This is a genomic window from Variovorax ureilyticus, assembly GCF_037889935.1.
In the GTDB taxonomy this organism is placed as follows: domain Bacteria; phylum Pseudomonadota; class Gammaproteobacteria; order Burkholderiales; family Burkholderiaceae_C; genus Variovorax; species Variovorax ureilyticus.
This window is the reverse complement of record NZ_JBBKZU010000015.1, coordinates 93302-119297: the sequence shown is the minus strand read 5'-3', so window position 1 is coordinate 119297 and position 25996 is coordinate 93302. Positions and strand designations below refer to the sequence as shown.

Annotated in this window: 22 protein-coding genes; 13 read left to right on the top strand and 9 right to left on the bottom strand. The window is 66.9% G+C overall.

Features of this window, described 5'->3' with window-relative positions; all coding sequences use genetic code 11:
• Positions 1–89: 89 nt before the first annotated feature.
• From WKW77_RS27700 to WKW77_RS27685, 4 genes are all read right to left on the bottom strand, one after another.
• Positions 90–3683 (bottom strand): gluzincin family metallopeptidase, encoded by a 3594-nt coding sequence (locus tag WKW77_RS27700; RefSeq protein ID WP_340360112.1) that lies wholly within the window; start codon positions 3681–3683, stop codon positions 90–92.
• 65 nt (positions 3684–3748) lie between these two features.
• Positions 3749–4249: a flavodoxin family protein gene (locus WKW77_RS27695; RefSeq protein WP_340360111.1), complete on the bottom strand. Its 501-nt coding sequence runs from the start codon at positions 4247–4249 to the stop codon at positions 3749–3751.
• 108 nt (positions 4250–4357) lie between these two features.
• Positions 4358–5290, bottom strand: coding sequence for an alpha/beta hydrolase family protein (locus tag WKW77_RS27690; RefSeq protein ID WP_340360110.1), 933 nt, complete (start codon positions 5288–5290; stop codon positions 4358–4360).
• Between the two features lie 142 nt (positions 5291–5432).
• A complete protein-coding gene (locus WKW77_RS27685; RefSeq protein ID WP_340360109.1) occupies positions 5433–7529 on the bottom strand; it encodes an O-linked N-acetylglucosamine transferase, SPINDLY family protein in 2097 nt (698 codons plus the stop codon).
• 207 nt (positions 7530–7736) lie between these two features.
• Here WKW77_RS27685 and WKW77_RS27680 point away from each other — a divergent pair, with 207 nt between their 5' ends.
• The 5 genes from WKW77_RS27680 (at position 7737) to WKW77_RS27660 (ending at position 12152) form a co-directional block, all read left to right on the top strand.
• Positions 7737–8378, top strand: a complete 642-nt coding sequence (locus WKW77_RS27680) for a PepSY-associated TM helix domain-containing protein (RefSeq protein WP_340360108.1) — start codon at positions 7737–7739, stop codon at positions 8376–8378.
• A gap of 18 nt (positions 8379–8396) precedes the next feature.
• Positions 8397–8918, top strand: a complete 522-nt coding sequence (locus WKW77_RS27675) for a DUF2271 domain-containing protein (protein ID WP_340360107.1) — start codon at positions 8397–8399, stop codon at positions 8916–8918.
• Positions 8919–8950: 32 nt separating this feature from the next.
• Positions 8951–9751, top strand: coding sequence for a DUF4198 domain-containing protein (locus WKW77_RS27670; RefSeq protein WP_340360106.1), 801 nt, complete (start codon positions 8951–8953; stop codon positions 9749–9751).
• Between the two features lie 125 nt (positions 9752–9876).
• Complete coding sequence (locus WKW77_RS27665) at positions 9877–10788, top strand: FAD:protein FMN transferase (protein WP_422823284.1); 912 nt, start codon at positions 9877–9879, stop codon at positions 10786–10788.
• Positions 10785–12152: a sulfite reductase subunit alpha gene (locus WKW77_RS27660; RefSeq protein WP_340360104.1), complete on the top strand. Its 1368-nt coding sequence runs from the start codon at positions 10785–10787 to the stop codon at positions 12150–12152. Before WKW77_RS27665 ends, WKW77_RS27660 begins: the two co-directional genes overlap by 4 nt.
• 169 nt (positions 12153–12321) lie before the next feature.
• Here the strand turns inward: WKW77_RS27660 and WKW77_RS27655 are convergent, their stop codons facing one another.
• Positions 12322–12930 (bottom strand): lipid-binding SYLF domain-containing protein, encoded by a 609-nt coding sequence (locus WKW77_RS27655; protein ID WP_340360103.1) that lies wholly within the window; start codon positions 12928–12930, stop codon positions 12322–12324.
• A gap of 332 nt (positions 12931–13262) precedes the next feature.
• Here WKW77_RS27655 and WKW77_RS27650 point away from each other — a divergent pair, with 332 nt between their 5' ends.
• Positions 13263–13598 (top strand): hypothetical protein, encoded by a 336-nt coding sequence (locus WKW77_RS27650; protein ID WP_340360102.1) that lies wholly within the window; start codon positions 13263–13265, stop codon positions 13596–13598.
• Between the two features lie 528 nt (positions 13599–14126).
• Here WKW77_RS27650 and WKW77_RS27645 read toward each other — a convergent pair.
• Complete coding sequence (locus tag WKW77_RS27645; protein WP_340360101.1) at positions 14127–14642, bottom strand: CinA family protein; 516 nt, start codon at positions 14640–14642, stop codon at positions 14127–14129.
• A gap of 102 nt (positions 14643–14744) precedes the next feature.
• On the bottom strand, positions 14745–15527 hold the full coding sequence (locus WKW77_RS27640) for an exodeoxyribonuclease III (protein ID WP_340360100.1): 783 nt from the start codon (positions 15525–15527) through the stop codon (positions 14745–14747).
• A 207-nt stretch (positions 15528–15734) separates the two neighbouring features.
• On the opposite strand from WKW77_RS27640, the gene WKW77_RS27635 reads away from it, so the two are divergent.
• Positions 15735–17393, top strand: coding sequence for a phosphoethanolamine transferase (locus tag WKW77_RS27635; RefSeq protein ID WP_340360099.1), 1659 nt, complete (start codon positions 15735–15737; stop codon positions 17391–17393).
• A gap of 66 nt (positions 17394–17459) precedes the next feature.
• Here the strand turns inward: WKW77_RS27635 and WKW77_RS27630 are convergent, their stop codons facing one another.
• Together WKW77_RS27630 and WKW77_RS27625 are read right to left on the bottom strand one after the other, a co-directional pair.
• A complete protein-coding gene (locus WKW77_RS27630; RefSeq protein ID WP_340360098.1) occupies positions 17460–17765 on the bottom strand; it encodes a putative quinol monooxygenase in 306 nt (101 codons plus the stop codon).
• A 246-nt stretch (positions 17766–18011) separates the two neighbouring features.
• Positions 18012–18944 carry a LysR substrate-binding domain-containing protein gene (locus tag WKW77_RS27625; RefSeq protein WP_340360097.1) on the bottom strand — a complete coding sequence of 311 codons (933 nt, stop codon included), beginning with the start codon at positions 18942–18944 and terminating at the stop codon, positions 18012–18014.
• Between the two features lie 138 nt (positions 18945–19082).
• Here WKW77_RS27625 and WKW77_RS27620 point away from each other — a divergent pair, with 138 nt between their 5' ends.
• From WKW77_RS27620 to WKW77_RS27595, 6 genes are all read left to right on the top strand, one after another.
• Positions 19083–20549, top strand: coding sequence for a lyase family protein (locus WKW77_RS27620; RefSeq protein ID WP_340360096.1), 1467 nt, complete (start codon positions 19083–19085; stop codon positions 20547–20549).
• Entirely contained in the window at positions 20546–21505 is a 960-nt protein-coding gene (locus WKW77_RS27615) for a Bug family tripartite tricarboxylate transporter substrate binding protein (protein ID WP_340360095.1), read from the top strand. The genes WKW77_RS27620 and WKW77_RS27615 overlap by 4 nt, the downstream gene beginning before the upstream one ends.
• A 201-nt stretch (positions 21506–21706) precedes the next feature.
• On the top strand, positions 21707–22783 hold the full coding sequence (locus WKW77_RS27610; protein ID WP_340360094.1) for an ATP-NAD kinase family protein: 1077 nt from the start codon (positions 21707–21709) through the stop codon (positions 22781–22783).
• A gap of 42 nt (positions 22784–22825) precedes the next feature.
• On the top strand, positions 22826–23824 hold the full coding sequence (locus WKW77_RS27605) for a thiamine pyrophosphate-dependent dehydrogenase E1 component subunit alpha (protein ID WP_340360093.1): 999 nt from the start codon (positions 22826–22828) through the stop codon (positions 23822–23824).
• A gap of 24 nt (positions 23825–23848) precedes the next feature.
• Positions 23849–24865 (top strand): alpha-ketoacid dehydrogenase subunit beta, encoded by a 1017-nt coding sequence (locus WKW77_RS27600; RefSeq protein WP_340360092.1) that lies wholly within the window; start codon positions 23849–23851, stop codon positions 24863–24865.
• A 1-nt stretch (position 24866) separates the two neighbouring features.
• Positions 24867–25994 carry an acetoin dehydrogenase dihydrolipoyllysine-residue acetyltransferase subunit gene (locus WKW77_RS27595; protein ID WP_340360091.1) on the top strand — a complete coding sequence of 376 codons (1128 nt, stop codon included), beginning with the start codon at positions 24867–24869 and terminating at the stop codon, positions 25992–25994.
• The last annotated feature ends 2 nt before the right edge of the window (positions 25995–25996 follow it).

Genomic DNA, 25996 nt, shown 5'->3' with positions numbered 1-25996 from the left:
AACCGGCTTCGCCGGGCCGCCGGGTGCGCCCCCGGAGAGGGGGTGGAGAGCGACACGAAGTGCGCGAGCCTGGGGGTGAGCCATATCCGTCAATGCCGGTGCAGGACCGCGAAGGGCTCGCGCTCCTCCGCGCCCGGCGGACCGAAATAGGTCGCCGCGAGGCTGCGGCTTCCCTCGTCCAGGAAGAAGCGGCGCTGCCGCGCCTTGCGTTCGTCGTTGAGCTTCTTCTTGATGCTGTAGCGCACCTCGCCGGTCTCGGCATCGACCAGCAGCGTGCATCCGCCGCGGAAGTAGTAGTCGGCCTTGCGGTCGCCGCGCGGCGCAGCGCCGTCGATGTACTGGGGGACGCGCTGCGTGAGCTCGATCACCCACTGGAAGTTGGGCCGGCCCTCCCAGTCCATCCGGATCGAGGGGCGCAGCGAGTGCACTTCGAACGCCAGCTCGGGATCCAGCCCCGCGAGCACGACCTTCTCGTCCGCGAGACGCGGCCTCAGGTAGGCATGCAGCGCCGCGCGCCGATCGCGGGTCATCTCGAAGAGCGCCTTGCGGTCCTTCGAGAGGCCCCAGGAGCGGATGTCCTTGGCCCATTCCTTGACGATGCCGACCATCACATGCTCGTTCTCGTCGGGCGCGGCCGTGGCGGCGCGCCACAGCAGGCCTTCGACCGAGAAGGCGCGCACGTTCTCGGGCACGATGCCGCGCCGCCGGAAAGCCTCGATGAAAGCGACGCGGCGATGCTCCTCGTCGACCGGGTCGTTCTCGAAATCCGCGGTGACCAGCGCACGCAGGTAGTCGCCGAAGTTGATGTCCACCGGCGGGCAGTAGTCGAGCGCACGGATGCACATGTCGAGCACCTGCCGCGCCGACTGCGCCGCCTCGTCGGTGAGGCGGCCGATCAGGTCCGGGTGCAGGCTGCCTTCGCGCGTCACGCCGGTGCCTTCGCTCGCGATGCGGAACAGGTCGGCGACGCGGCTCTTGTAGATGGAAAGAAACGCGTCGAACACCGCGGCCACGAGCACCGCGCCGCGTTCGTGCGGCTCGGTGGAGCGCTGGTAGTCGTCCGGATGCCCTTCCCGCCGCTGCCAGCGGCCGGTCTTCTCGTCGATGGCGCCGATCGCGCTGCGCAGCGCACCCCGGTTGCCGATCGCCTGGCCGAACTCCTGCGCCAGCTGGCCGAGCTGGCTCTGGCCAGCGAGGTCGCCGCGCGTCGACGCGATCTGCTGCCGCAGCACTTCGGGCAGCGAGAAATGCTGGAACAGCGCGACGATGTCCGCGAAGGCCTCGTGGAAGGCGAGCACGTCGGGGTTGCTCGCTTCGCTGAAGCGCCGGTGCATGCCGTCGAGCAGCGCGTGCGTCACCTCATGCGCGACGATGTCGTGCGACAGGCAGCTGAAGACGGTGAGCCGGGCACCGCCCTCCTCGACCGCGGGCGCCGAGAAGTAGCCGAAGAGCAGCGCCTTCTTGTCGGGGCTGTAGTAGGCGTTGGCCTCGCGCAGCGCGTGCGGGTAGATGCGCAGGCGCTGCACGTACTCCTCGCTCAGCCCACCGCCCCCGGCGTCCCTCGCATTGTGCGAACGCCACAAGGCCAGCCGGCCCAGCGCCCGTTCGAAGGTGCGAATGGTCCGCATCGCGACCGCGTAGACCATCTGCTGATGGAACTGCGGGCTGCTTTCCGATGGCGGCAAGCCGTGCTGCGCCACCACGTAGCGGTCGTTGAGATCGACCGGCTCGTAGAAGCAGCGGCTCGCCGGATCGCGGTCGACCACCTCGATGTATTCGCCGGTCGGCCCCGGTCCGAGGATGTCCTTGCCGTTGGCGTCGCGCTCCCATGGCACGCGGATCAGCGTCTCGTTGATGCCGGCGGTCTCGCGCTGGCGGCCCATGCTGGGGTCGAAGGCGAAGACGCGCACCAGGCGCTGCGTGGACGGGGCGATGGGGATCGCTTCGATCTTCGGTGCCGGCGGCGTGCTCTCTTTCGCGGCCGCCTTCGGCGTCTTGCGCTCGATCTGGTAGAGCACGTTGCCAGTGTCGCCGTCGACGATGAGCGTGACGCCGGCCCACGGGCGCGTGTCGACCTCGACGGTGAGTTCGAGCGCCTTGCCCCGGGCCTTCGGAGCCGGGGCGGCCTGCATCTCCTGCACCAGCTTGATGACCCACTGGAACGCGAAGTTGCCCGACGCGTCGCTGCGCTCGCGCGGATGGAACGACTCGACTTCGAAGGGGCGGCGCAGATCGATCGGCCCGATCGCGGCGACGGGGCTCTCCGACAGCCGCTGGTGAAGCAGCGCGCGTTTGCCTTCGAGCATCAACCAGAGCGCCTCGCGGTCGTGCGGCAGCGTCCAGGGCGTGAACTCGCGCGACAGTTCGCGCACGAACTCGCTCACCGCGCGGGTCGCCGCGGGCCGGGCCGGCGCGCGCCAGAGGATCGTGTCCTGCGACAACGTGCCCACGTCCGGCGGCAGGATGCCGTAGCTGCGGAAGGCATCGACGAACGCCAGCCGGTAGTTGCCGTCGTCCACCGGGCGCAGGTCGTGGTCGGCGGTGACGATCGCGCGCAGGAAGTCGCCGCTGGTGGTCTCGACGGGCGGCATGTAGTCGAGCGCACGGATGATCATCTCCAGCACGCGCTGTGCCGAGCGCGAGGCTTCCTGCGCGAGCCGGTTGACCAGATCGGGATGCAACTGGCCCTCCGGCAGGATGCCGGTGCCCCCGGTGGCGATGCGGCGCAGGTCGGCGGTGCGCGCCTCGTAGATCTTCTTGAGCGCCTCGAAGACCGCGCTCACCACGATCGCGCCGCGGTCGTGCGGCTCCAGCGTCGCGGCGTAGGCCTTCGGGTCGGGCTTGCGCGGATGCCAGTCTCCGGCCTCGTCGATAGACCCGAGCGCATTGCGGATGCCCTCGGGCCGCCCGATCGCCTCGCCGAACTGCGGGGCGATCGCGCCGAGGCGGCGCGAGCTTTCCAGCCGGCCCTGGATCGCGGCGATCTGGCCGCGGAACACGTCCGAGGGCCAGAAGTGCTGCAGCACCGCGATGAGATCGGCGTAAGCCTCGTGCAGCGCGAGCACATCCGGGTGCTGGCCCTTGAAGGAGATGCGCATGCCGTCCAGCATCGCGTGCGTGATCTCGTGCGCGATCACGTCCTGCGACAGGCAGGTGAAGATCGTGGTGCCCTCGTAGGCCGAAGGCTTCTGCGCGCGGAAGTAGCCGAAGCACAGGCCGTCGCCGGGCTTGTAGTAGGCATTGGCATCCGCCATGTAGTGCGGATAGATGGGGAACCGGCGCCGGTAGTCGACGCGGCGTCCCTTCGCGATCGGCGGCCAATGGATCGAGCGTCCCAGCGCGCGCTCGAAGTTGCGGATGGTCCGCATCGCGACCGCGTACGCCATCTGGTGATGGAACTGCGGATTGCCGTCCGACGGCGCGAGCCCGTCGTTCGCGAGGATCTGCGGGTCGTCGAGGTCGACGGCCGGATGCACCTGGCGGCCGTGCTCGTCCTTGTCCACCACTGCGATGTATTCGCCGATGGGGCCGGCCTTCAGGTCTTCCCAAGGCACCAGCAGCGTCATCTCGTTCATGACCGCGGTGTCCAGGCGCGCGGTGGTGCCCGGGTCGAAGGCGAAGACGCGCAGCCTGCGATAGACCGGGAGGGGAACCCGCCAGCGTTTGTCGATCCTCGGCTCCATGGCGCGGATGCTAGACCGGTGAAGGCCGGGCGCAACCGCCAGAAGGCATAGCCGATAAGGCCGCTTCAGTAGACCCCGAGTGCCATGCCCGCGGCCAGAGCCGCGCCGAGCTCGCGGCATTGCGCGAGATCCTCATCGCCGATCTGCTTGGGCGCGAGGATGGCCTCGGGCGTCTGGGCATGCGTGCACACGATGAGCGCCGGGGCGACGGACTTGAGCCGCCAGCCGGTGGCGATGCGGTCGATCTGCCGCACCGCGTTCTGCCCGTCGCTGCCTGCGCAGACCAGCACGGCGTAGGGCCTGCCGTTGATGCGGTCGAGCGCGGGGTAGTAGCAACGGTCGAAGAAGTCCTTCATCAGTCCGGCGATCGCGGCGAGGTTCTCGGGCGTGGCGAACACGTAGCCGTCGGCGCCCAGCACGTCGTCAGGACCGGCCTCGGTCGCGCGCAGCAGCCGCACCTGCACGCCGGGTTCGTCGCGTGCGCCTTCGGCGGCCGCCTGCGCCATCTGCGCGGTGCCGCCGGTCATCGTGTGATAGACGACGAGCAGCGTCTTCGGGGGATTCATCGCCGCCCAGCATAGCGGCTCGACGCGCCCGGAAGGAAGCTCAGTCTTCCTTGTCCTTGGAGCGGCCTGTGAGGAAGTCGAGCGTGGCCTGCCAGGTCTGCGGCGAATTCAGGATGCCGAGGTGGCCGGTGTGCAGGAAGGGGTCGTAGGCACCTGCCCGGTGAGCACGATCTCGCGTGCACCGCGCAGCCGCGCGCTCTTCGAGAAGTCCGTCGGCTTGCCGAACGAATCGACCGCGGGCACCGGTGCGATCGAGCCGTCCTGCACCGGGAAGTAGACGAAGCTCGCGTCGCCGTTGCGGATGACCAGCACCTTCGTCGGGCCGTCGTTCTCCCGGCCGCCGCTCTGTCCGTTGAGCAGCTGCAGGAAAGGCGTGTCGGGCGAGCCGAGTTCCTGGCACACCTCGCTTTGCGGCGTGAAGCCGCCGGCCGCGGGCGCCTGCCAGTAGTTCGCGGGGTCCGGCGAGCAGTTGATGATCCCGTGGTTGGGGCCGTCGATGGCGACGAAGCGGCGCACCATGTCCTGCGCCTCGTCCTGCCGCATCCATTCGCGCGCGAGCGTCACGCCGAGGCTGTGGCCGACGATGTCCACCCGCTTCGCACCGGTGAAGTTCATCACTGCGCGGATGAAGCGGCGCAGGTCGGGCACATTGGCCGCGTTGGTGTGGGCGATGCTCGATCGGCGCGTGGGGTCGGTGGCGAGGTCGCACTGGTCGCCCTGGTAGCCGATGCCCCAGAGCTCGCTGGTCGAGTAGCCGTTGTCAGCGAGGTACTGGGCCAGCGCCTGCACGCGGCCATAGGGATTGCAGGCGGTCGCGAAGGGCGTGTCGTTGTTGCCGTGGATGAGGATCACCGGCGTTCGCGTCACCGGGCCGGCCGCGCCGAAGCCGATGAGCGGCTTGCCGAGCGAGGTGTCCTCGATCGCGGGAAAGCCCGGCGGCAAGGTGTTGCCGACGGTGCCGGCCGCCTGCGCGGTGACGGCGGCACCGGCAGCGATGGCAAGGGTTGCGAGAGCGGCGGCATGGCGAATCCACGTTTTCATCGGGGCTCCTTCCTCAGCGCCGCGCATGATGCCGTCGAAGGATGACCCTGGCAATACTTCGAGCGATGGATTGCTTCTCACCACCTCGGCGGCGGCAACTTCGTCAGCGCCGACGACAGCTTCCGCGCCGCGCTGACGGCGGTCACGCCACGAGCGGAGCGACGTCGATCGCCTCGGGCGGCAGGCCCGCGACATGGCGCGCCCACATCGCTTCGCATGCGGCCTCGAAGTGGCGGGTGAAGCGGCGCGCATCGAAGACGCCGCTCGACTCGCGCTGCTGCAGCAGCTTGCCGCGCAACGCCGCGAGCTGCTCGGGCGAACGCGCGAATTCGAGGGCGCGCGCCTCGTACGAGGCCACATCGTGCGTCACGAGTTCGGGCAGCCCCATCGCGCCGAGCAGGCTCGATGCCACGCGTGCCGCGAAGGTGTGTCCCTCGCGAGTGAGCACGGGCAGTCCGGCACGCAGCGCGTCGCTGCACGTGGTGTGGGCGTTGTAGTGGAAGGTGTCGAGGAAGAGATCCGCCAGCGCATGGCGCGAGAGATGTTCCGCGTGCGACGCGCGCTTGGCCCACACGATCCGCGACGGATCGACGCCGCGCGTACGCGCCTCGGCCGCGAGCGATGACGGCGCGCCGGCATGGCCTTCCAGCAGCCACAGCACGCTGCCGGGCACGGCCGACAGGATGCGCATCCACACCTCGAACACGTCGGGCGTGATCTTGTAGTTGTTGTTGAAGCAGGCGAACACGAAGCCGTCCGCCGGCAGCCCGGCCTGCGCGCGCGTCGACGTGCAGGGCGCGACCTCGGTCAGCTCGTCGTTGCATTGGTAGCTGCCCGGAAGGCGGACGACCTTCTCGCTGTAGAAGCGCTGGTCTTCGGGCCGGATGACGACCGCGTCGGCCAGGATGTAGTCGATGAAGTCCGTGCCCATCGTGCCGGGGTAGCCGAGATAGCTGACCTGCAGCGGTGCGGCGCGGTGGGCGAAGATGCCGGGCCGGGAGCCTTCGATGTAGCCGTTGAGGTCGATCGCGATGTCGATGCGGGCTTCGCGCGCCAGCGCCGCGATCTGCGCGTCGTCGCGCATCGCCACCTCGGCGAAGTGATCGAGCGACTGCATGACGCGCCGGCCCAGCGGATCCGAGATCGGCGGTCCGAACGAAAAGCCGAAGCTCTCGAAGCGCGTGCGGTCGTGGCATTCGAAGAGACGCGCGATGAGCTGGGAGGTCGGATGCGGACCGAAGCCGGATGAGAAGTAGCCGATGCGCAGCCGGCGCGGCGCCGCGTCGGGAGGCGCCGGTGCCGGACCGCGCACCGGGACCGCATGGTCCTGCGCGTAGCGCTTCGCACAGGCCAGCAGCACCTCCGGCTCCGCGCCGGTCGGCAGCAGGGCAAAGGGCTCGGCCGCCTGCTCGCCGGCCAGCACGCGATGGCAGGTTTCCTGCAGCAGCGACGCGCATCCGTCCCAGCGGCACGCAAGCATGCGGTCGTGCAGCCAGTACCCGCGCAGGTAGCCGGTGTCGGCCGGCAGTCGCGCGAGATGGGACAGGGCTTCGCGCGCGGCGTCATCGCGGCCGGCGCGTTCGAGCAGTACGACGTGGTTCATCGACGCGTACACATCCTGAGGTGCGAACTGCAGGGCGCGCTCGCAGCTCGCGATCGCTTCGTCCAGCCGGCCCTGCTCGGCCAGCGCCATGGCGCGCTCCGACCACGCGCGCGCGAGTTGGGGCTGCAGCTTCAGTGCACGCTCGAAGTGCACCACGGCCTGCCGAGGCCGCTGCAATGCCAGCAGGCTGCTTCCGAGATTGAGCTGCAGTTCCGGCACGCGATCGTTGATGCGTGCCGCGCGCTCGAACGCCGCGAGCGCGCGCGCATGCTCGCCCGTCGCGCTGTGGGCGACGCCGATCTCATGCAGCGCTTCGAAGAACTCGCCGGCCTCGCGGATCGCGCGTTCGAAGCAGGCAATGGCTTCGCGCGCGCTGCCTCTTTGAAGGCGAACGCGGCCCAGATAGAAGTGCGCTTCGGCGGAGCAGCCGGGCAAGGCGACTGCGCGTGCCAGGTAGTGCTCGCAACCTGCCAGGTCCCCCTGGTTGCCGCGGATGAACGCGAGAAGCTCGAAGGCACGCGCGGGCGTGTCCGGCGTGTCGATGATGGCGCGCAGCATCGCCTCGGCTTGGGGTGCGCGGCCCGATCGGAACATCTGTTCGGCTTGGGCGAGAAGGGGCGGAGTTGCGCTCGGCATGGCGCCGATTTTCACGCATGGGAAATGCAGGCAGGGTGGCCTTGCCCTCGCCGAATCCCTTTACTTAACTTCACTTGCTATTGAATTCATAGCGCCAACGTCTCAAAGCAAAGGGATTGCGAGCCGAAAGGGGCGTTTTCCCCACGCCGGCGCCAGCCGACGCAAATGACATTCATTCTCATTCAGCGCCTAGAATCGCGGGCGCCAATGACCTCCGCTCCCAACGCCCCCCGCCGCGCCTACTGGCTGAAAACCTTGCACGAATGGCACTGGATCAGCTCCGCGGTTTGCCTCGTGGGGATGGTGCTGTTCGCCGTCACCGGCTTCACCCTGAACCATGCAGCGAGCATCGAGGCCAAGCCCCAAGTCACGAATCGCACTGCAAAGATCGATGCGCGCCTGCGCGAGCAGCTCGTGCAGGCCGTTCCCGAAACCCGGTCGAACAAGGGCAAGGCCGAATTGCCCGAAGCCCTGCAGGCGTGGGTCCGGCACGAATGGTCGGTCCAGACCGCCGGCCGCGAGGCCGAGTGGTCCGACGACGAGATCTATCTGTCGTTGCCGCGTCCGGGCGGCGACGCGTGGGTGCGGCTCAACCTCGACGACGGCGAGATCGAGTACGAGCGCACCGACCGCGGCTGGCTGTCGTACTTCAACGATCTGCACAAGGGCCGCAACACCGGCGCGGCCTGGAGCTGGTTCATCGACATCTTCGCCGTGGCGGCGCTGGTGTTCTCGATCACCGGCCTGTTCATTCTGAAGATGCATGCGGGCAACAGGCCCCTCACCTGGCCGGTGGCCGGGATGGGGCTCGTCATTCCGGTGCTGCTGGCCTTGTTGTTCATCCACTGATTTCAGGAAGAGGTTTTCGTGCAAGTTCGCTACTCCCTCGCTCTCGTTGCGCTCCTGGGCGCGCCGGCCTTCGCCGGAGGGCTCTCGGTCAACATCGACGTGCCGCGCCTCAATGTCGCGGAGTACCACAGGCCCTACATCGCCGCGTGGATCGAGCGGCCGGACCAGTCGGTCGCGACGACGCTGGCCGTCTGGTACGACGTCAAGAACAAGGGCAATGGCGAGGGCGAAGGCACGAAGTGGCTCAAGGACCTGCGCCAGTGGTGGCGCCGCACCGGTCGCGAACTGCAGATGCCGGTCGATGGCGTAAGCAGTGCGACGCGGCCCGCAGGCAAGCACCAGCTCGCCTTCACCGAAGGCTCGGTCCAGCTGCCCAAGCTGGCACCGGGGGCGTACAAGCTCCATGTCGAAGCGGCGCGCGAAGTCGGCGGGCGCGAGATCGTGAGCATCCCCTTCCAGTGGCCGCCGGCCAAGGCGGAGACGGCGACCGTCGCCGGCAGCAGCGAACTCGGCGAGATCAGGCTCGACCTCGCGCCCTGAACCCTTTCCATCCTCGACTTCGGGAATTCATCATGAAGATTGCCACCCGCCTGGCCTCGATCGCGCTTGCTCTTTCCGCCAGCGCCGCGGTCCACGCACACAACGTCTGGCTGCTGCCGTCGAGCACGGTGCTGTCGAAGGGCGACTGGATCACGGTCGACGCCGCGGTCTCGAACGACCTGTTCTTCTTCAACCATCGCCCGATGGGGCTCGATGGCCTCGTCGTCACCGCGCCGGACGGCAGCACGGTCAAGCCCGAGAACATGCTCGAAGGCAAGCTGCGCAGCGTGTTCGACCTGAACCTCGTGCAGCCGGGCACCTACCGGGTCGCGGTGCTGAACGACGGCGTCTTAGCGCGCTGGAAGGACAAGGCCACGGGCCAGGTCAAGCGCGCGCGCGGCACGCCGGAGAACATCGCGGGCCAGATCCCCGCCGACGCGCAGGAGGTCGAGGTCACGCAATCGGCCGGGCGCATCGAAACCTTCGTCACGGTCGGCAAGCCGAGCGCGTTGAAGCCGAGCGGCAAGGGCCTGGAGCTCGTCGCCGCCAATCCGACCGATCTGGTGAAGGGCGAGAAGGCCAGCTTCGCGCTGCAGATCGACGGGCAGCCGGCGAAGAACTTCGACGTGACGATCACGCAGGGCAACACGCGCTATCGCGACAAGATCAACGAGACCACGCTCCGCACCGATGCCAATGGCCAGTTCTCGGTCACCTGGCCCGACGCCGGCATGTACTGGCTCGAAGCGACCGGCAAGGACACGAAGACCTCCGTGCCGGCCGCCAAGGAGCGGCGCCTGAGCTACGCCGCGACTTTGGAAGTGATGCCCTGACGTCCCCCGCGAACCCGACACCGCCGCGCGTTTCGTTCGCGACCTGGCGACCCAGCGGCTATACGAACGGCGCCGTGCCTCGGCTCGCGGACCCCGCAAGTCTGCAAAGCCTGGGCGGCCGAACGATGGGCACCACCTGGAGCGTGCGTCTGGACAACCGGTCGATGGTGCCGCTCGAGACCATCCGGGCAGCCATCGAGTGCGCGCTGGATCTCGTCGTCGCGCAGATGAGCACCTGGGACACCGGCTCGTGCATCACGCAATTCAACCAGGCGCCCGCAGGCACCCGCCATGTGCTCGAACAGCCATTCGCCGAGGTGCTCGATGCCGCACTGCACTGGGCGGCCGCGAGCGGTGGCGCGATCGATCCGACGATCGGGTCTCTGGTGTCGCTCTGGGGGTTCGGATCGCACGCCAGCCCGCTGACGCGCCTGCCCTCGCCGTCCGAACTCGCTGCCGCGCGCGCTCGCGTCGGCTGGCAGCAGTTGCAGTTCAATGGCGCGGCACGCACGATCACGCAGCCCGGCGGCGTGCGGCTGGATCTGTCCGGCATCGCCAAGGGCTTCTCGGTGGACTGCGTGGCCGATTCGCTGAAGGCGCTCGGCCTTCGAGACTTCCTGGTGGAAGTCGGCGGCGAAGTGCGTTGCGCAGGCCGGCGTCCGCTCGGCGCGCCGTGGCGCGTGCTCGTGGAGGCCGGTCCCCAATCGGTTCCGGTTGCGCTCACCGACATGGCCATCGCGACCTCCGGCAACCGATGGCACGCGCACGAGCTGGACGGACAGCGCTGGTCGCACACGATCGATCCGCGCACCGGAGAGCCCGTGAGGCATCCGCTCGTTTCTGTGACCGCGCTTCATCCGCGATGCATGCATGCGGACGCGCTGGCCACGGTGCTCACGGTGCTCGGGCCGGAGGACGGCTTCGCGTTCGCGGAGCAGCAGAAGCTTGCCGCGCTGTTCGTCATGGAACACGAGGCCGGCCACCTGGCGCGCTCCACCGACGGCTGGGCGGCGCTGGCGCAAGTCCTCGCCTCATGAACGATTCCGCATGGCGCGCCCTCGGAGCGAGCATGACCGTGCTCGCCTATGCGGCGCTTTGTGCGCGCGTTTACTGGCGGCAGCGCCGGCTTCGCGCCGCCAACGCCCGTGCAGCCGCTGCGCTGGCCGGCGGCGATGCCGGCCAGCAGGCCCTGGTGCTTTTCGCCAGCCAGACCGGGAACGCCGAGACCCTCGCGTGGAAGACGGCGCGCTGGCTTCACGAGCGCGGCACGCCTTCACGTTTGATGCCGCTCAACGATGTCGACGCGGAGACCCTGCGCTCGGCGGGCAGCGCCTATTTCATCGCGAGCACCTACGGCGAGGGCGATGCGCCGGATGGCGCGAGCCTCTTCGCCGAGCGCGTGATGGGCGGCGCGATCGCCGATCTGTCGTCGCTCCGATACGCGGTGCTCGCCCTGGGCGACCGGCAGTACGCCCATTTCTGCGCCTTCGGCCGTGCACTCGATGAATGGCTGCACGCCAAAGGTGCCCGGCGCCAGGCCGAACGCGTCGAGGTGGACAGCGGCGATGTGGTTCAGCTCGCTGCGTGGCAGGCACATTGCAGCGGCAGCGATACCGAAACCGTGGCCGAAGCCCCGGTGTCGGCCCCACAGCCATGGCGCCTCGTGCGCCGAAGCTTGCTCAACGAAGGCAGCATGGGCGGGCCGATCTTCGAGCTGGCCTTCAAGCCGGTGGACGGAAGCGTTCCGCACTGGGAATCCGGCGACACCGCGCAGATCACGCTCGACGGTGATCCGGGCCGCCCGCGCGAATACTCGATCGCCTCGATCACCGCCGACGGAGAAATGCAGTTCCTCGTTCGCCAGGAACGGCACCGCGACGGCACGCTGGGTGCCGCCTCCGGGCTGCTGACCTCCACCCTCGCGATCGGCGAGGCCGCGACGTTTCGCATCCGCCCGCACCACGGCTTCCGGCTCGGCGGCAATGCGGACCGTCCGCTGATCCTCATCGGCAACGGCACCGGACTGGCGGGCCTTCGGGGCCATCTGCGCGCCCGGGCGGCCGAGGGCCGGCACGAGAACTGGCTCGTCTTCGGCGAACGCAACGCGCGATGCGACTTCCTCTGCGGGGACGAGATCGCGTCGTGGCACGAGAGCGGCGTCCTTCGCCGCGTCGATATGGCTTTCTCGCGCGACCAGAATGAGTCGCTCTACGTGCAGCATCGTCTGCTGCAGGCGCATGAAGAGGTGTCGGAATGGGTCGCGCGCGGTGCGGCGATCTATGTCTGCGGCAGCCTGAACGGCATGGCGTCGGGCGTCGATGCGGCGCTCAGGCAGATCCTCGGCACCGCGGTGGTGGGTGAACTGTCGGCGGGCGATCGCTATCGCCGCGATGTCTACTGACCGCATCCTCCCTCACTCCAGGCGCCGGCAGATCCAAGCTCAGCTACCAAGCGATCGCTGGCGCCAATTGCGTCGGCTCACCACACGCCGCATTCAAGTCCGGTGGTTCTGAGCTGCGTCCGCGCGAGACGCTCACCAGTTCATCTGCCCCGCGGTTGAGAAGGTCACACTAGTTCAGGTCCTTGTCCTTCCAGACCTTCGAGCCTCCCAGGGCTACTCCCGCCTGAAGGCCGGTCTTGGTCAGCACGTAAGCATGGCCGCCCGTGAATGCGATCGCACCCGCCTTGACATTCGCATCTTCCTTTCCCGTGCCTGCGCCTGCGCCGGCACCGGCAGAGGCGTCCCACCCTTGGTCGATGAAGTCGGCCAGAGCCTTGGCATCCTTGAAAACGAAGAGATAGCGCGTGTCGGAAGCTCCGATTTGCAAGCCCGCGCTCGCTTGCGCGATGGACATGTATGTGTCCTTCTTGGACTTGCTGTCGTGCGCAATGCCCTTGCCGCCAGCGCCCCCAAGGCCAAAGCTCAAGCCGTAGGTCGTGAACACGGCGTAGCCCGGTGCCTTGCTGACCTCATCCTTGATCGCGGGATCGGCCTTGTAGAAGTCCTGCAATGCGTGCATGGCCTTCGACTTCACCTCGGCCTGGTGCGCGGCCTTGTCTTTGTCCTTCGCGTACGAGATGCTGGTCAGCTGCGTGGCCAGAACTGCACCGATGAGTATCTTGCGACGTTTCACGGTTTTCTCCTTTCCACTTGTCGTGAGCCCCAGGCGCGAAGGCATCGGTTCGGAACCGCGGTCACCCTCGCACAACGGCCGAATGCTGACACGATTTGGGGATCTTTTCCATCCGTTACCGAACTCGCATTGCTGTCAAAAAGGTGCGACACGACCAGTTGCTCATGATGATCGTCAATCGCGCTGCCCGCGGGAGGGCAGCACCGCTGGGGCCGCGCCGTAGATCCCGGCGGGCGTTGACGCCCGTTAGCGGCCCCTCACGCACCTGTCAAGAAGGCTCAACGCCCGTGGTGGCAAGCAAACGCAACAGCTGCTGCCGAGCTCGCCGGATGTGAGCAAAATCGCCCTCCCATCTGCTGACCGGGAGACAGCCAATGATGAACTTCACCGAGCCCGCGGATCTGCATCGACAGATCTTTGCGCCCCATCGGCCGCGAAGTAGCGGGCGACAGGATCTGCTGCGCCAGCAGGTGGACAAGCTCTTCGAGCGCCTGCAACGGATTGGCGTGAAGTGCGAGATCGCGGGCCCTCTCGCACGTGAATCGAAGCCTTGGGTCGCCGGCTCCGATGTCGAGGTGTTGATCTTCGATGACGCAGGGCTGCGGGACTTCCGGATCTGGGAGATCGCCTGGGATGAGGTCCCGGACGCCGAGGTGAACCTGGTTTTCGCGCGCGACCTGGCGCTGGAGAGCTTGCCGCGACCAAATGCCTGACTGCAGAAATCCCGCGAGGCAAGCCGCCTGAGTTCACGGAAAGCGCTTTTCGCTCGCGGACGGTGAGTATGTTGCACTCGCCGAGCCATAGCCGCGAATCGACCGCTCTTGCATCGCGCAAGGAAGGGTCTACAGTGAAGACATCCGCCCACGTCAAAGCCAGCCTTCCTTCGTGCCCCAGGCTGGTTGTCGAGCTTTGAAGGCTTGCCCTGGGCTACTTGTCAGCGCACTTCCCAAGAAGGAGCGCTGCCATGGCCGCATCCTCAGACCCACCCCCGGCCGGTAACCGCCGACTGGACACCAGCACGCGCGCGCTCTTGGCCGAGTGCGCGGCCACGCGCGAGCGAGCTTGCGCAGCGAAGGAGAAGATGCGTTTGACCCTTTCGTCGGCGCGGGCGGACCTGCAAAAGGCCCGCAATGAGCTCGCCGCGGCGAAGGCGTATATGCAGGCCTTGCTAGAGCGATAAGACCCCTACGATTGCTCACACGAAGAGAAAGAAGGCCCCCGGCTGTCTGCGCTGGCCGCATTCAGCTGACCCTTGCTCGCAGCACCTCGTCAAAAAAGTGGAGCAGGTGCCGTGCGAACATGTCCATGTTCGTGGCGCGCTCGACACCCCCTGTTTCGATGGTCTTGGCCACAGACGTCGCGCCGACCACCGCGAGACACACTCGACCGGGCGGGTCTCCATACGGGCTGCCAGAAGGGCCTGAAGCGCCACTCTCGCTGAGACCCCAGGTTGCGCGGTGACTGTCTCGCATCCGCCCGGCGACAAGCAGGGCGTAGGGCTCGGTTTCACCACGCATCCCCGCGAGGTCGGCCGCGGTCAGGCCCAAAAGTGCCCGACCAGCTCGCCTCGAATAGACGACGGCACCTCCAAGGTAGAAGGCGGAGGCCCCGGGTATCGCAAGAAGCGATGCGGACACGAGCCCTCCTGCAGAAGATTCAACGACTGCGACCGACTCTCCCCGACTGCGCAAGGATGCACCCACGCGTTCTGCGAGAACTGCCAGTGATGGAAGGTCGACCTCAACAGATGTATTCATGGCTATGCCTGCAAACTGAATTCATGCTACCGACCTTTTCGTTGGGCGTTGCGCTCGGCTTCGGAAAGCGGTTTGCTGCAGGCCCACATACGGGCGAACCCGTCAGTCGTTACCGATTGCCAGTTCTATCCAGGCAGGCGCATGATCACTTGCACCCGGCCGTCCGCGCACGTTGCGATCCACGCCGGCGCCGAGCAGCATCGGCGCCGCCTCAGCATTCAGCAGCAGATGGTCGATGCGCAGGCCGGCGTCGCGCTGATAGCGGTTGCGCCAATAGGTCCAGAAGGTGTAGGGCACGCGATCGGGGTAGCAAGCGCGAACGGCGTCGGTCCAGCCCTGTCCAATGAGTTGCGTAAATGCCGCACGGCTTTCCGGCTGCAGCAGCGCGTCATTGCGCCAGGAGGCGGGGTTGTAGATGTCCGCGTCGGTCGGCACCACGTTGTAATCGCCGGCCAGCACAACCGGCATACCGCACCCGAACAGCTTCTTCGCATGGTCATTGAAGCTCTCGAACCATCTCAGCTTGTAGTCGAACTTGGGCCCGGGCCGCGGATTGCCGTTGGGCAGGTAGAGACAACCGATGATCACGCCGTCGACCACCGCCTCGATGTAGCGGCTCTGAGGGTCGGCCTCGAGGCCTGGCACGCCGCGCCCCGTCTCGATCGGTTCGCGCCCCCGCGCGAGGATCGCCACGCCATTCCACGACGGCTGCCCGAACCCGACGATGCCATAGCCGGCGCGACGGATTGCGTCCACAGGCAGCCTGGCATCCGGCGACTTCAGTTCCTGCAGGCACGCAACGTCCGGCTTCGACTCCGCCAGCCATTCCAGCAACAGATCGAGCCTGCTGGCAATGCCGTTGACGTTGAAGGTGGCGATCCTCATCACTGGGTGAAGAAAAGAGCAGTATGGGAAGATCTTCGCATCGCAGCAAACCGGAATCGACCCCCCGGGCGAAAGGCCTCGAGCCCCGCGGAGACAATCGTCTTCCGACCCAGGCCGGTCAGCCCCTGCGGTCGGCAGTGTCTTCCACCTTGAGCCATCACGTCGCCAAGGGTGCTGGCCAGAATGCGGTCAACTGCGTAGCAGATCATGGAGCAACACAGCGATCCACGGGAGGCGCAGGTAGCATCTGCGTCAACGACAAGCAGACGACAAGGCGTCGTCAGTCTGATCGACTATGTTTGGGGCGTCATCCTGCTGATCCCGGCCCTGACGATCTTTTCAACCACTCACGTGCGGGATCTTGGGGCCGCCTGCCTCCTAGCCGCAAGCGCAGTGTTCTTCGGCTTGCTTCGGGCGATCCTGGGACTTCGAGTATTCCTGGTTCTCACATACGTCCCGGCGCTGTTCGGCGTCCTGGCCGTGGGAGCCGATCTTCTGCGCGATTTCAACCTTCTCGAGGCGGCCTTGATCCGGCCGGACCCACACGAAGCGTGGCCAGTCATTCAGCCTCATGCTCAAGGGATAGCCCTGACCGCGGTCCTGCTGGCCATGCCTGTCTGGGTGTCGTTTCGCACTCCGTCAGCCCGATCAGCGCGCAGGAGGTGGTCTGCGACCACCCTTGCGGCAGTCACTGTCGCCGCAGTCACATGCGGCGTCGCCTTTCATGACACCGTGCTGCGCGCGTGGCCGCTGAATGTGATTTCCGTGGCCGCGGCGAGTGCGATCGGCCGTGGCGAATTCATCTCGACGGCGTTGCCCTATGCGCCGATCGACCCTCGTTCGGCGTCCGCGAGTTGGGGCGCCTCGCGGTTGCCGGGGCTTCGCCCGCATGACGAGACATACATCCTCATCATCGGGGAATCCGTGCGTGCCGACCGGATCGGCGCATGCGGCGGCCCAAAGCAGGTCGGCATCAGCCATCAAGACGCGATCATCTATTGCGATGTGATGGCCGGGTCCAGCAGCACGCATACGTCGGTCCCTCTGCTCGTCTCGCGCGAGATGCCTGGCGGCGCACTTCGGGTCAGCAAGGACGCAACATTCATGAAGGCTTTCGAGGAAGCTGGATTTCGCACTTATTGGCTTGCCGTCCAGGAAAGAGGCATTGCTTGGCCTGACGCCAACACAGACGTGTTCTTGACAATGAAGAAGACCGATCGTGAAAGCCTTCTGCCATCGCTCAGATCGGTGCTAGCGGACAATGCGCCCAAGAAATTGATCGTGGTGCATGCCTATGGCGCACACTTTTCGTATTGCGATCGCTATGAGCTCGCCACAGCTGCTTTTCAAGCCGACTGCTCGAAGCTCTCTGAACTCCCCGTTGATTCCACGCTGCCGGATTTCATCCACGCCTACGACAACGCCGTTGCGGAATCCCTCCGATTCGTCGATGCCGTGATCTCGGAGGCGGCGCGGGCGGGCGGCTCGTCCTTCGTGATGTACACGCCTGACCATGGCGAGAACCTGCTCGACGACCGGCGAAAACTCTTTCAACACGCGCTGAAGGATCCGACGCGCTGGGACACGACAGTCCCCGTGGTCATGTGGGCGAACGATGAATGGCGCGCCGGCAACTCCGCACGTTGGCAACAGCTCCGCGCCAACCATGAAGGCAAGGCGATGCATGCCGACCTTGTGCCAACCCTGCTCGGTTCAGCGGCCATCAGGTATGTCGATGAGCAGCGAGTGGCTATCGATCTCGGAGCGTCGTCGCCTGCTGCTGATAGAACCCGGTGGGTCGTGCGACGTCTCGGGGAGAAGATGGATGGCGACAAACTGCGCCAGGCGCCTCCCGGACGGCAATAGGCGCATGACCGGCCCGCACACACCGGGCCAGATGTTGGCGAAGCAAACATCCAGGGTCGAAACCCTTCATTCTGAAAACTCGGGTCCTGGTGTGCAGCGGATGCCGGTGAGGCCGACAACCTTGGCTCCAACCTCCTCCATCACCTTGGCCACGCTCGCACCCTTCATGTGGACCGAAAACGCGGCGTTGTCGGCGTAGAGCTCGTAGAGCATGAGCTTTGTCGGCTCCTCGGTCGGCACCAGAACTTCAAACTGGAGGGTGCCGGGCTCGTCCCGCAAGCAGCGGTCGCGGTGGGCAAGGACGGCGCTCAGAACCTCTGCCCTGGCACCGGGTTGGACGTCGATTGTTCCGATGACGGCGAGCTTTGTCATGGCAGGCCTGCTGCTGTAACGGCAGCGCCAGTGTGCCGAAAATCTTCATCGGCTCCAATGCGGCCGCGCTGCGGCATCTCCATCATCGAGGGGATGGAGCGGCGTGCGCCAATCAGGCTGCCTCGCTCCTCTCTGACTCTCTCGCCACTGCGGTCCATCAACAATATCTCCACCGCCTGCACCTGGATCAACGTCGAGGCCACCAAAGGACCGTCATCCTCTCCCCCGCACCCCTGAAGCCGACCCTTAGAAAAGCCGGGCATTGATCGCCTCGCGAGACCATTCGGGCGCGACCATCTGAATGAAGTCGAAGGCGAACTTCTTCAACAAATGGTCCCGTCGCAGGCTGATCATCGCGCTGGACGAAGGAAACAGGTGGTCGACCGCCACAGCGCGCAGGTCCTTGTCCAACGCAGCGTTGAACGCCATCTTCTGGAGCACCGCAACGCCCACGCCGGCGGCGACGTAGGCCTTGATGATGCTGGCATCCATAGCCCGCATCACGATCCAGGGCGTGATGCCGTGCCTGCGGAATTCCCCCTGCACGACCGAACCGGATGTGAAGCTGGTGTCATAGGTGATAAGCGGCCATCGCGCGATCTGCTCCATCGTCAGCTTCCCCAGCTTTCCCATCTTCAACAGAGGATGGCGCGGCGGCACGATGAGACATCGGTCGATGTCATAGGCTTTCACCGAGACAACGCCCTTGGGCACCGTATCGGGCAGGGTGCACAGGCCGATGTCGATGGTTCCCGCCGTGATGCCAGCCAGGATCTGGGTGGGGGGCCCCACCGTGAATTCGAGCTTCACTTGCGGATACACAGCAAGGAACCGACGGGTGACATCGATCAGCGAATAGCGCGCATGGATGTGCGTCGTCCCGACGCGCAAGGTGCCTTCGCTCTCGGCGGGAAGGTCCAGTCTCAGGCGCTTGAGGGCCTGTGCGTCTTGCAGGACCCGCGCGCACAGCGAGAGCGCCTCCTGGCCGGGCTCCGTCAGTGCCGTCAGGCGGTTGCCGGAACGCGCGAAGAGCTCGACGCCGATCTCCTTCTCGAGGGCACGAATCATCTTGCTGACGCCGGGCTGGGTCGTGTGCAGCGACTCGGCCGCGCGTGACACGCTGAAGCCACTGTCGACTACCTGGCGCACGCATCGGAGTTGCTGGAAGGTAATCGGCACGGTTCCCCCAAGTATGCCTTTATGGCAATGATGACGGCCTAAATATTCATTTTACACAATGGTCTGCGGAGCCAAGAATCAACGTCACCAAGGCACGACTCCATGAAGAATCCGCAACAAACAATCGAGTCCCAAGACGTGAACGCGAGCTTCCGCGGCGGCGGACGCTCGGTTGAATTCCTCGACCAGATCAACAAGGCGTCCCTCGTCGCGCTGACCGACGCGGGCATCGTTTCGGAGGACATCGCCAGCCGGATCGCGGCCGGCATCCTCGCGTTGATCCGCGCCGAGCGGGGCAAGCCGCGGCAGTGGTCCGCGGACTACCTCGACTACGAACCCAAGCTGCTCGCCGCCGTAGGCGCCGATGCCTCGCGACTGCATTGCGGACGCAGCCGGCAGGACATCTCGGCCACCATCGCACGCATGAACCTCCGGGCGGGCTTGCTGGACGAATGTGAGGCGCTCGCGCGGGCTCGCGAGGCGCTGCTCTCCCTGGCCAGTGAGCACACGCGCACCATCGCGCCGGCCTACACGCATGGCGTGCAGGCGCAGCCGACGACTCTCGCGCACTACCTGCTCGCCTTCGACGATGCACTGACCCGCAGCGCGTGCCGGTTGCGCGCCGCGTACCGGCATGTCAACCAAGGCCCCCTGGGTGCCGCCGCGTTGACGACATCGAGCTTCGCGCTCGATCGCCGCCGCTTGGCTTCGCTCCTGGGGTTCGATGGCCTCGTCGAGAACGCCTACGACGCGAACCATCTCGCGCCGGTCGACACCAGCCTGGAGGTCGCCGCAGTCCTCGGCATTGCAGCCGTGCAGATCGGGCAGTTCGCGCAGGATCTCCACGCGCAATACGCCGCCCCCGAGCCGTGGATGACGCTGCAGCGCGGCGAACTCGTGGGCGTCAGCAGCATCATGCCGCAGAAGCGCAATCCAGCCGCCCTGGAGCAACTGCGCGTGCAGAGCAGCATGCTCCTCGGCGAGATGCAGGCCGTGTCGCTGATGGCGCACAACGTGCGCAGCGGCATGTTCGACTACCGGGCCTACGACCCTGTGCCGAGCGGCCGTGCACTCGCCGTGTTCGAGCTTCTGCGCAAGATCCTCGGCGGCCTTGTCGTCGACAAGGCGCGCGCCCTGGCCGAGGTCCACGCCGACTATTCGACTGCGACCGAGATCGCCGACGCATTGCTTCAACGCGCGGATGTTCCCTTCCGCATCGGCCACCATTTCGCATCGGCCCTGACCGACTACGGCCGCTCGCGCCATCTCAGCCTGCGCGAGATTCCCTACGGCGAGGCCGCTCGCCTCTACGAGGCGACGGCATCGGAAGCCTTTCCGCTGGACGCACAGGCTTTCGCTGAAGTCACGAGTCCCGAATACATGGTCTTCGGCCGCAAGGGGACGGGTGGCCCGCAGATCCCGGAGGCCGAGCGGATGCTCGCCCGTCAGCGCGGGGAACTTGCTGCCGATCTTGCATGGACGCAATCGTGCCGCGCCCACCTGTCGAGCGCGGAGGCGCAACTCGAAGCCGCCGTCGCGGCGATCGTGGATCGCAGGTCGGCTACTTCTACAACCTCAGCCTCGAATTCGGAGACGACATCATGAAAAGACTTCTATCGCTGCTCGCAACCCTGGCGGTTTCCCTTTCGGCCATGGCCGCCCCCTACCCGGACAAGCCGGTACGCATCGTCGTGCCCTACTCGCCCGGCGGTGGCGGCGATGTGGTCGGCCGCCCGCTATCGCAGGAGCTGGGCAAGCAGCTCGGCGGTACGTTCTACATCGACAACCGCGGCGGCGCGGGCGGCAATATCGGCATGGAGTACGTGGCCCAGTCGCCGGCCGACGGGTATTCGGTGGTGCTCGCCCTCACCTCGCAACTGGCCATCAACCAGGCGCTGTACGCCAAGCTGCGCTATGACGCGCTCACCGATTTCGAGCCCATCACGCTGATCGGGTCGGCGCCCTATTTCCTCGCGGTCAACGCATCGCTGCCGGTCAAGAACCTGGCTGAGTTCATCAAGCTGGCGAAGTCGAAGCCCGGTGGCATGTCCTATGCGTCGACGGGCAATGGCAGCGGCCTGCATCTGTCGATGGAACTGCTCAAGTCGATGGCCGGGATCGATCTGGTCCATGTGCCCTACAAGGGCGGCGGCGCGGCGCTGACCGATTTGCTCTCCGGCAACGTGCAGGCGATGTTCGTGAGCTACGGGGCCGGCAGCGCCCACATCAAGGCGGGCAAGCTCCGCGTCCTCGCCGTATCGTCGAGCCAGCGCTCGCCAGCCCTGCCGGATGTCCCGACCATCGCGGAGGCCGGTGTGCCGGGCTACGAGTCCGGCGTCTGGTACGCGCTGCTCGCCCCGCACGGCACGCCGCCGGAGATCGTCAAACGCCTGCACGACGGCTCGGTGGCCGCGCTTCAGTCCAAGGAGCTGCGCGAGCGCTTTGCGTCGGATGGCGTCAAGACGATAGGCTCGAAACCGGAGGAGCTGACGAAGTACATCCAGGCCGAGCGCATCAAGTGGGCCGAAGTCGTGAAGCGGTCGGGAGCGACTGTCGAATGAAGGCAGCCGACCTGTCTGCGGATTCAGACATGCACAGGCCTGAAGGCTCCGCCTTGGCAAAGCACTGTCACATGATGCAGTGACACCTGTCACATCGCGGCACTCCCCACCCCGTGGGGAAACCCGTGGTCCCGACGCTGGCGCCAGAGGCAATGGCACTTGCCCGCATCGCTCTGGCACGCCAGTTGCGCAACAAAGGCCATGTCACATGCGCCCAGCCTTGCATCTCCCGTCGTCGGCCTGATCGCCAACCCCGTCTCCGCACGGGACATCCGGCGCATCGTGGCCAATGCGGGGAACCTGCAGTTGCCGGACCGCGTGAACATCGTGCTGCGCCTGCTCTCCGCGCTGGCGGCCACAGGCGTTTCGCGCGTCCTGATGATGCCGGACCGCGCCGGCCTGACGGCGATGCTTGCGCGGCATCTTCTGCGCGAACGGCGCCAGGGTCATGTGCTGGCGGACGTGGAGCTGCTGGACATGGTGCCGGTCGCCACGATGGAGGACAGCTGCCGCGCCGCACGACTGCTGCGCCAGGCCGGCGCCACCGCGATCGTGGTGCTGGGAGGCGACGGCACGCACCGCGCCGTGGTGCGCGAACTGGTCGCGGGCACCGCCGACTGGCGCGAGACCGTGCCGGTGTGCGGCTTGTCGACCGGCACCAACAACGCCTTTCCTGAGCTGCGCGAATCCACCACTGCCGGCCTGGCCGTCGGCCTGTATGCCACCGGCCGCTTGCCGGCAGAGCGGGCCCTGACCGCCAACAAGCTGCTGGACGTGCGCATCGATGGCCCCGCCGGCACGCGGCGCGACATCGCGCTGGTGGATGCCGTGCTGGCCGACGAACGCCTGATCGCAGCCCGCGCGTTGTGGAAGCCCGAAGGACTGCGCGCTGTCTACCTGGCCTTCGCCGAAGCGCAGGCCATCGGACTCTCTTCCATCGGCGGCCTGCTGCAGCCGGTGCCGCGCGACGCGCCCGGTGGGCTCGCCGTGCATCTGGCGCCCGAGCCCGTGCGCCGTCAGCGGATCGTGCGCGCGCCCCTCGCACCGGGCATGGTCCGCGCCATCGGCATCGAGCACGTCGAGGCCATGCCGCCCGGGCAGGACTTCACCGTACGCCAGGCGGCCGGCGTGGTCGCGCTGGACGGCGAGCGCGAGCTCGCTTTCGGGCCCGGCGAGCGGGTGCACGTCAGCGTGCGCGCCAATGCCTTTTCCACCATCGACGTGGGCCGCTGCCTGCACGAAGCCGCCCTGCGCGGCCTGCTGTGCGGCACCGCCTGAATGCTTTCTTCATTGTTCATCACCAACCCAAGGAGACGCACCATGCCTAGTGACAACCCCTTCCCGCTCGACAAGACGGGCCTGCTCGCGGCCTACCGCCGCATGCGCACCATCCGGGAGTTCGAGGAGCGCCTGCATGTGGACTTCGCGCGCGGCGACATCCCCGGCTTCGTGCACCTGTACGCAGGCGAGGAGGCCACTGCCGTCGGCATCATGAGCCACCTGGGCGATGGCGACCGCATCGCCTCCACCCATCGCGGCCACGGCCACTGCATCGCCAAGGGCGTGGACGTGGTGGGCATGATGAAGGAGATCTACGGCAAGACCGGCGGCTCGTGCAACGGCAAGGGCGGCTCCATGCACATCGCCGACCTGTCCAAGGGAATGATGGGCGCCAACGGCATCCTCGGCGCCGGTGCGCCCCTGGTGTGCGGCGCCGCGCTGGCCGCCAAGTACCGCGCCAAGGCAGGTGGGCCGAGCGACGTCGGCATCTGCTTCGTGGGCGACGGCGCCAGCAACCAGGGCACCTTCCTCGAGAGCCTGAACCTCGCCGCGGTGTGGAACCTGCCGGTGATCTTCGTGGTGGAGAACAACGGCTATGCCGAGTCCACTTCGCGCGACTACGGCACCGCGGTCGACAGCTACGTGGACCGGGCGGCGGGCTTCGGCCTGCCCGGCGTGACGGTCGACGGCACCGACTTCTTCGCCGTGCACGAAGCCGCGGGCGAAGTGATCCGCCGCGCGCGCGAAGGCGGCGGGCCCTCGTTGCTCGAATGCCAGATGGTCCGCTTCTACGGCCACTTCGAGGGCGACGCCCAGACCTACCGCGCCAAGGGTGAGCTGGAGCACATCCGGGCCAACCGCGACTGCCTGCGCCGCTTCGCCGATGCCGTGACCGGCGCCGGCCTCGTGAAGGCCGATCAACTGGCCGCGATCGACCGCGAGGTGCTGGACCTGATCGAGCGCGCCTGCACCGAAGCCAAGGCCGCTCCGCAACCCGCGCCCGCAGCGCTGACCACCGACGTGTACGTGAAGTACTGAACGAGAGAAACCCAGGAGAACACCATGGCCAGAAAGATCAGCATGAAGACCGCCATCAACGAGGCGATCGACCAGGAGATGGCACGCGACGCGAGCGTGATCATGATGGGTGAGGACATCGTCGGCGGTGCCGGTGCAGAGGGCGAGCAGGACGCCTGGGGCGGCGTGCTCGGCGTCACCAAGGGCCTGCATGCCAAGCACGGCGACCGGCTGCTGGACACGCCCCTGAGCGAAAGCGCCTACGTGGGCGCGGCCATCGGCGCGGCGGCCTGCGGCATGCGGCCCATTGCGGAGTTGATGTTCATCGACTTCATGGGCGTGTGCTTCGACCAGATATTCAACCAGGCGGCCAAGTTCCGCTACATGTTCGGCGGCAAGGCCGAGACGCCGGTGGTCATCCGCGCCATGGTGGGCGCGGGCTTCCGGGCCGCGGCGCAGCACTCGCAGATGCTCACGCCGCTGTTCACCCACATCCCGGGCCTGAAGGTGGTGTGCCCGAGCACGCCCTATGACACCAAGGGCCTCCTGATCCAGAGCATCCGCGACAACGACCCGGTGATCTTCTGCGAGCACAAGAACCTCTACGGCCTGGAAGGCGAGGTGCCCGAGGCCAGCTATGCCATTCCGTTCGGCGAGGCCAGCGTGGTGCGCGACGGCAAGCACGTGACCATCGTCAGCTATGGGCTGATGGTGCACCGTGCGCTGGAGGCCGCGGCGCTGCTTTCCAAGGAAGGCATCGAAGCCGAGGTGATCGACCTGCGCACGCTTTCGCCGCTGGACATGGACACGGTGCTCGAGAGCGTGGAGCGCACCGGCCGCCTCGTGTGCGTGGACGAGGCAAGTCCTCGCTGCAACATCGCCACCGATATCGCCGCGCAGGTGGCGATGCAAGCCTTCGCTGCGCTGAAGGGGCCGATCGGGATGGTCGCGCCGCCGCATGTGCCGGTGCCCTTCTCGCCCGCGCTGGAGGACCTCTACATTCCCGGCGCCGCGCAGATCGCCGCCGCCGCGCGCCGCACGCTCGGCAAGGGAGCGCACTGAAATGAGCAACACGCAGATCATCCCCATCGTCATGCCCAAGTGGGGCCTGGAGATGCGCGAGGGCACCGTGCAGGATTGGCTCGTGAAGGAAGGCGAGCGCATCGCGGTCGGCCAGGCGATCGTCGATGTCGAGACCGACAAGATCTCGAACGCGGTCGAGGCTGCCGATGCAGGCCTGCTGCGCCGCATCGTCGGCCAGAGCGGCGAACTGCTGCCGGTGAAGTCGCTGCTCGCCGTCATGGCCGAGCCCGAAGTGGCCGATGCCGACATCGACGCCTACATCGCTGCATTCGAAGTGCCGGACGCCGGTGCCGACGACGAGGACAGCGGCCCGGCTTTCGACCATGCCGAAGTGGACGGCATCCGCGTCCGCTTTGCGAGACGAGGCCCCGACGAGGGCGTGCCGGTGCTGTTCATCCACGGCTTTGGCGGCGACCTGAACAACTGGCTGTTCAACCTCGACGCCGTCGCGGAGCGACACCCCGTCATCGCGCTGGACCTGCCGGGCCACGGCGGCAGCGATGCCAGGCTGCCCGGCACCTCGCTGCCTGCGCTTGCGGGCTTCGTCGCGCGCTTTCTCGATCAAGCGGGCGTGCCAGGGCGGTTGCACATGGTGGGCCATTCGATGGGCGGCGCCATCGCGCTGCAACTGGCGCTCGACGCACCCGGGCGCGTGGCCAGCCTGGCACTGGTCAGCCCGGCGGGTTTGGGCCAAGAGATCAACACCGGCTACACCGACGGCTTCGTGCAGGCGCAATCGCGGCGCGAACTCAAGCCCGTGCTGGAGCAGCTATTTGCCGACCCCGCCCTGGTCAGCCGCCAGATGGTCGACGACATGCTCAAGTACAAGCGGCTGGACGGGATCGAGCCGCTGCTGGGCGAACTCGGCGCCGCACTCTTCGCCGCAGGGCGGCAGAGCACCGTGCTGGCCGAACGGCTCCAGGCGCTGGACAAGCCGCTGCTGGTGTTCTGGGGCGAGGACGATCAGGTGATCCCCGCCGCCCAGGCTGCCAATGCCGGGCCGCAGGCCGAGGTGATCCGGTTCGCGGGCACCGGCCACATGGCCATGCTGGAAAAGGCCGGCGAGGTCAATGCAGCCCTTCTGAAGCACCTCGCGCGCGCTGGTTAGCA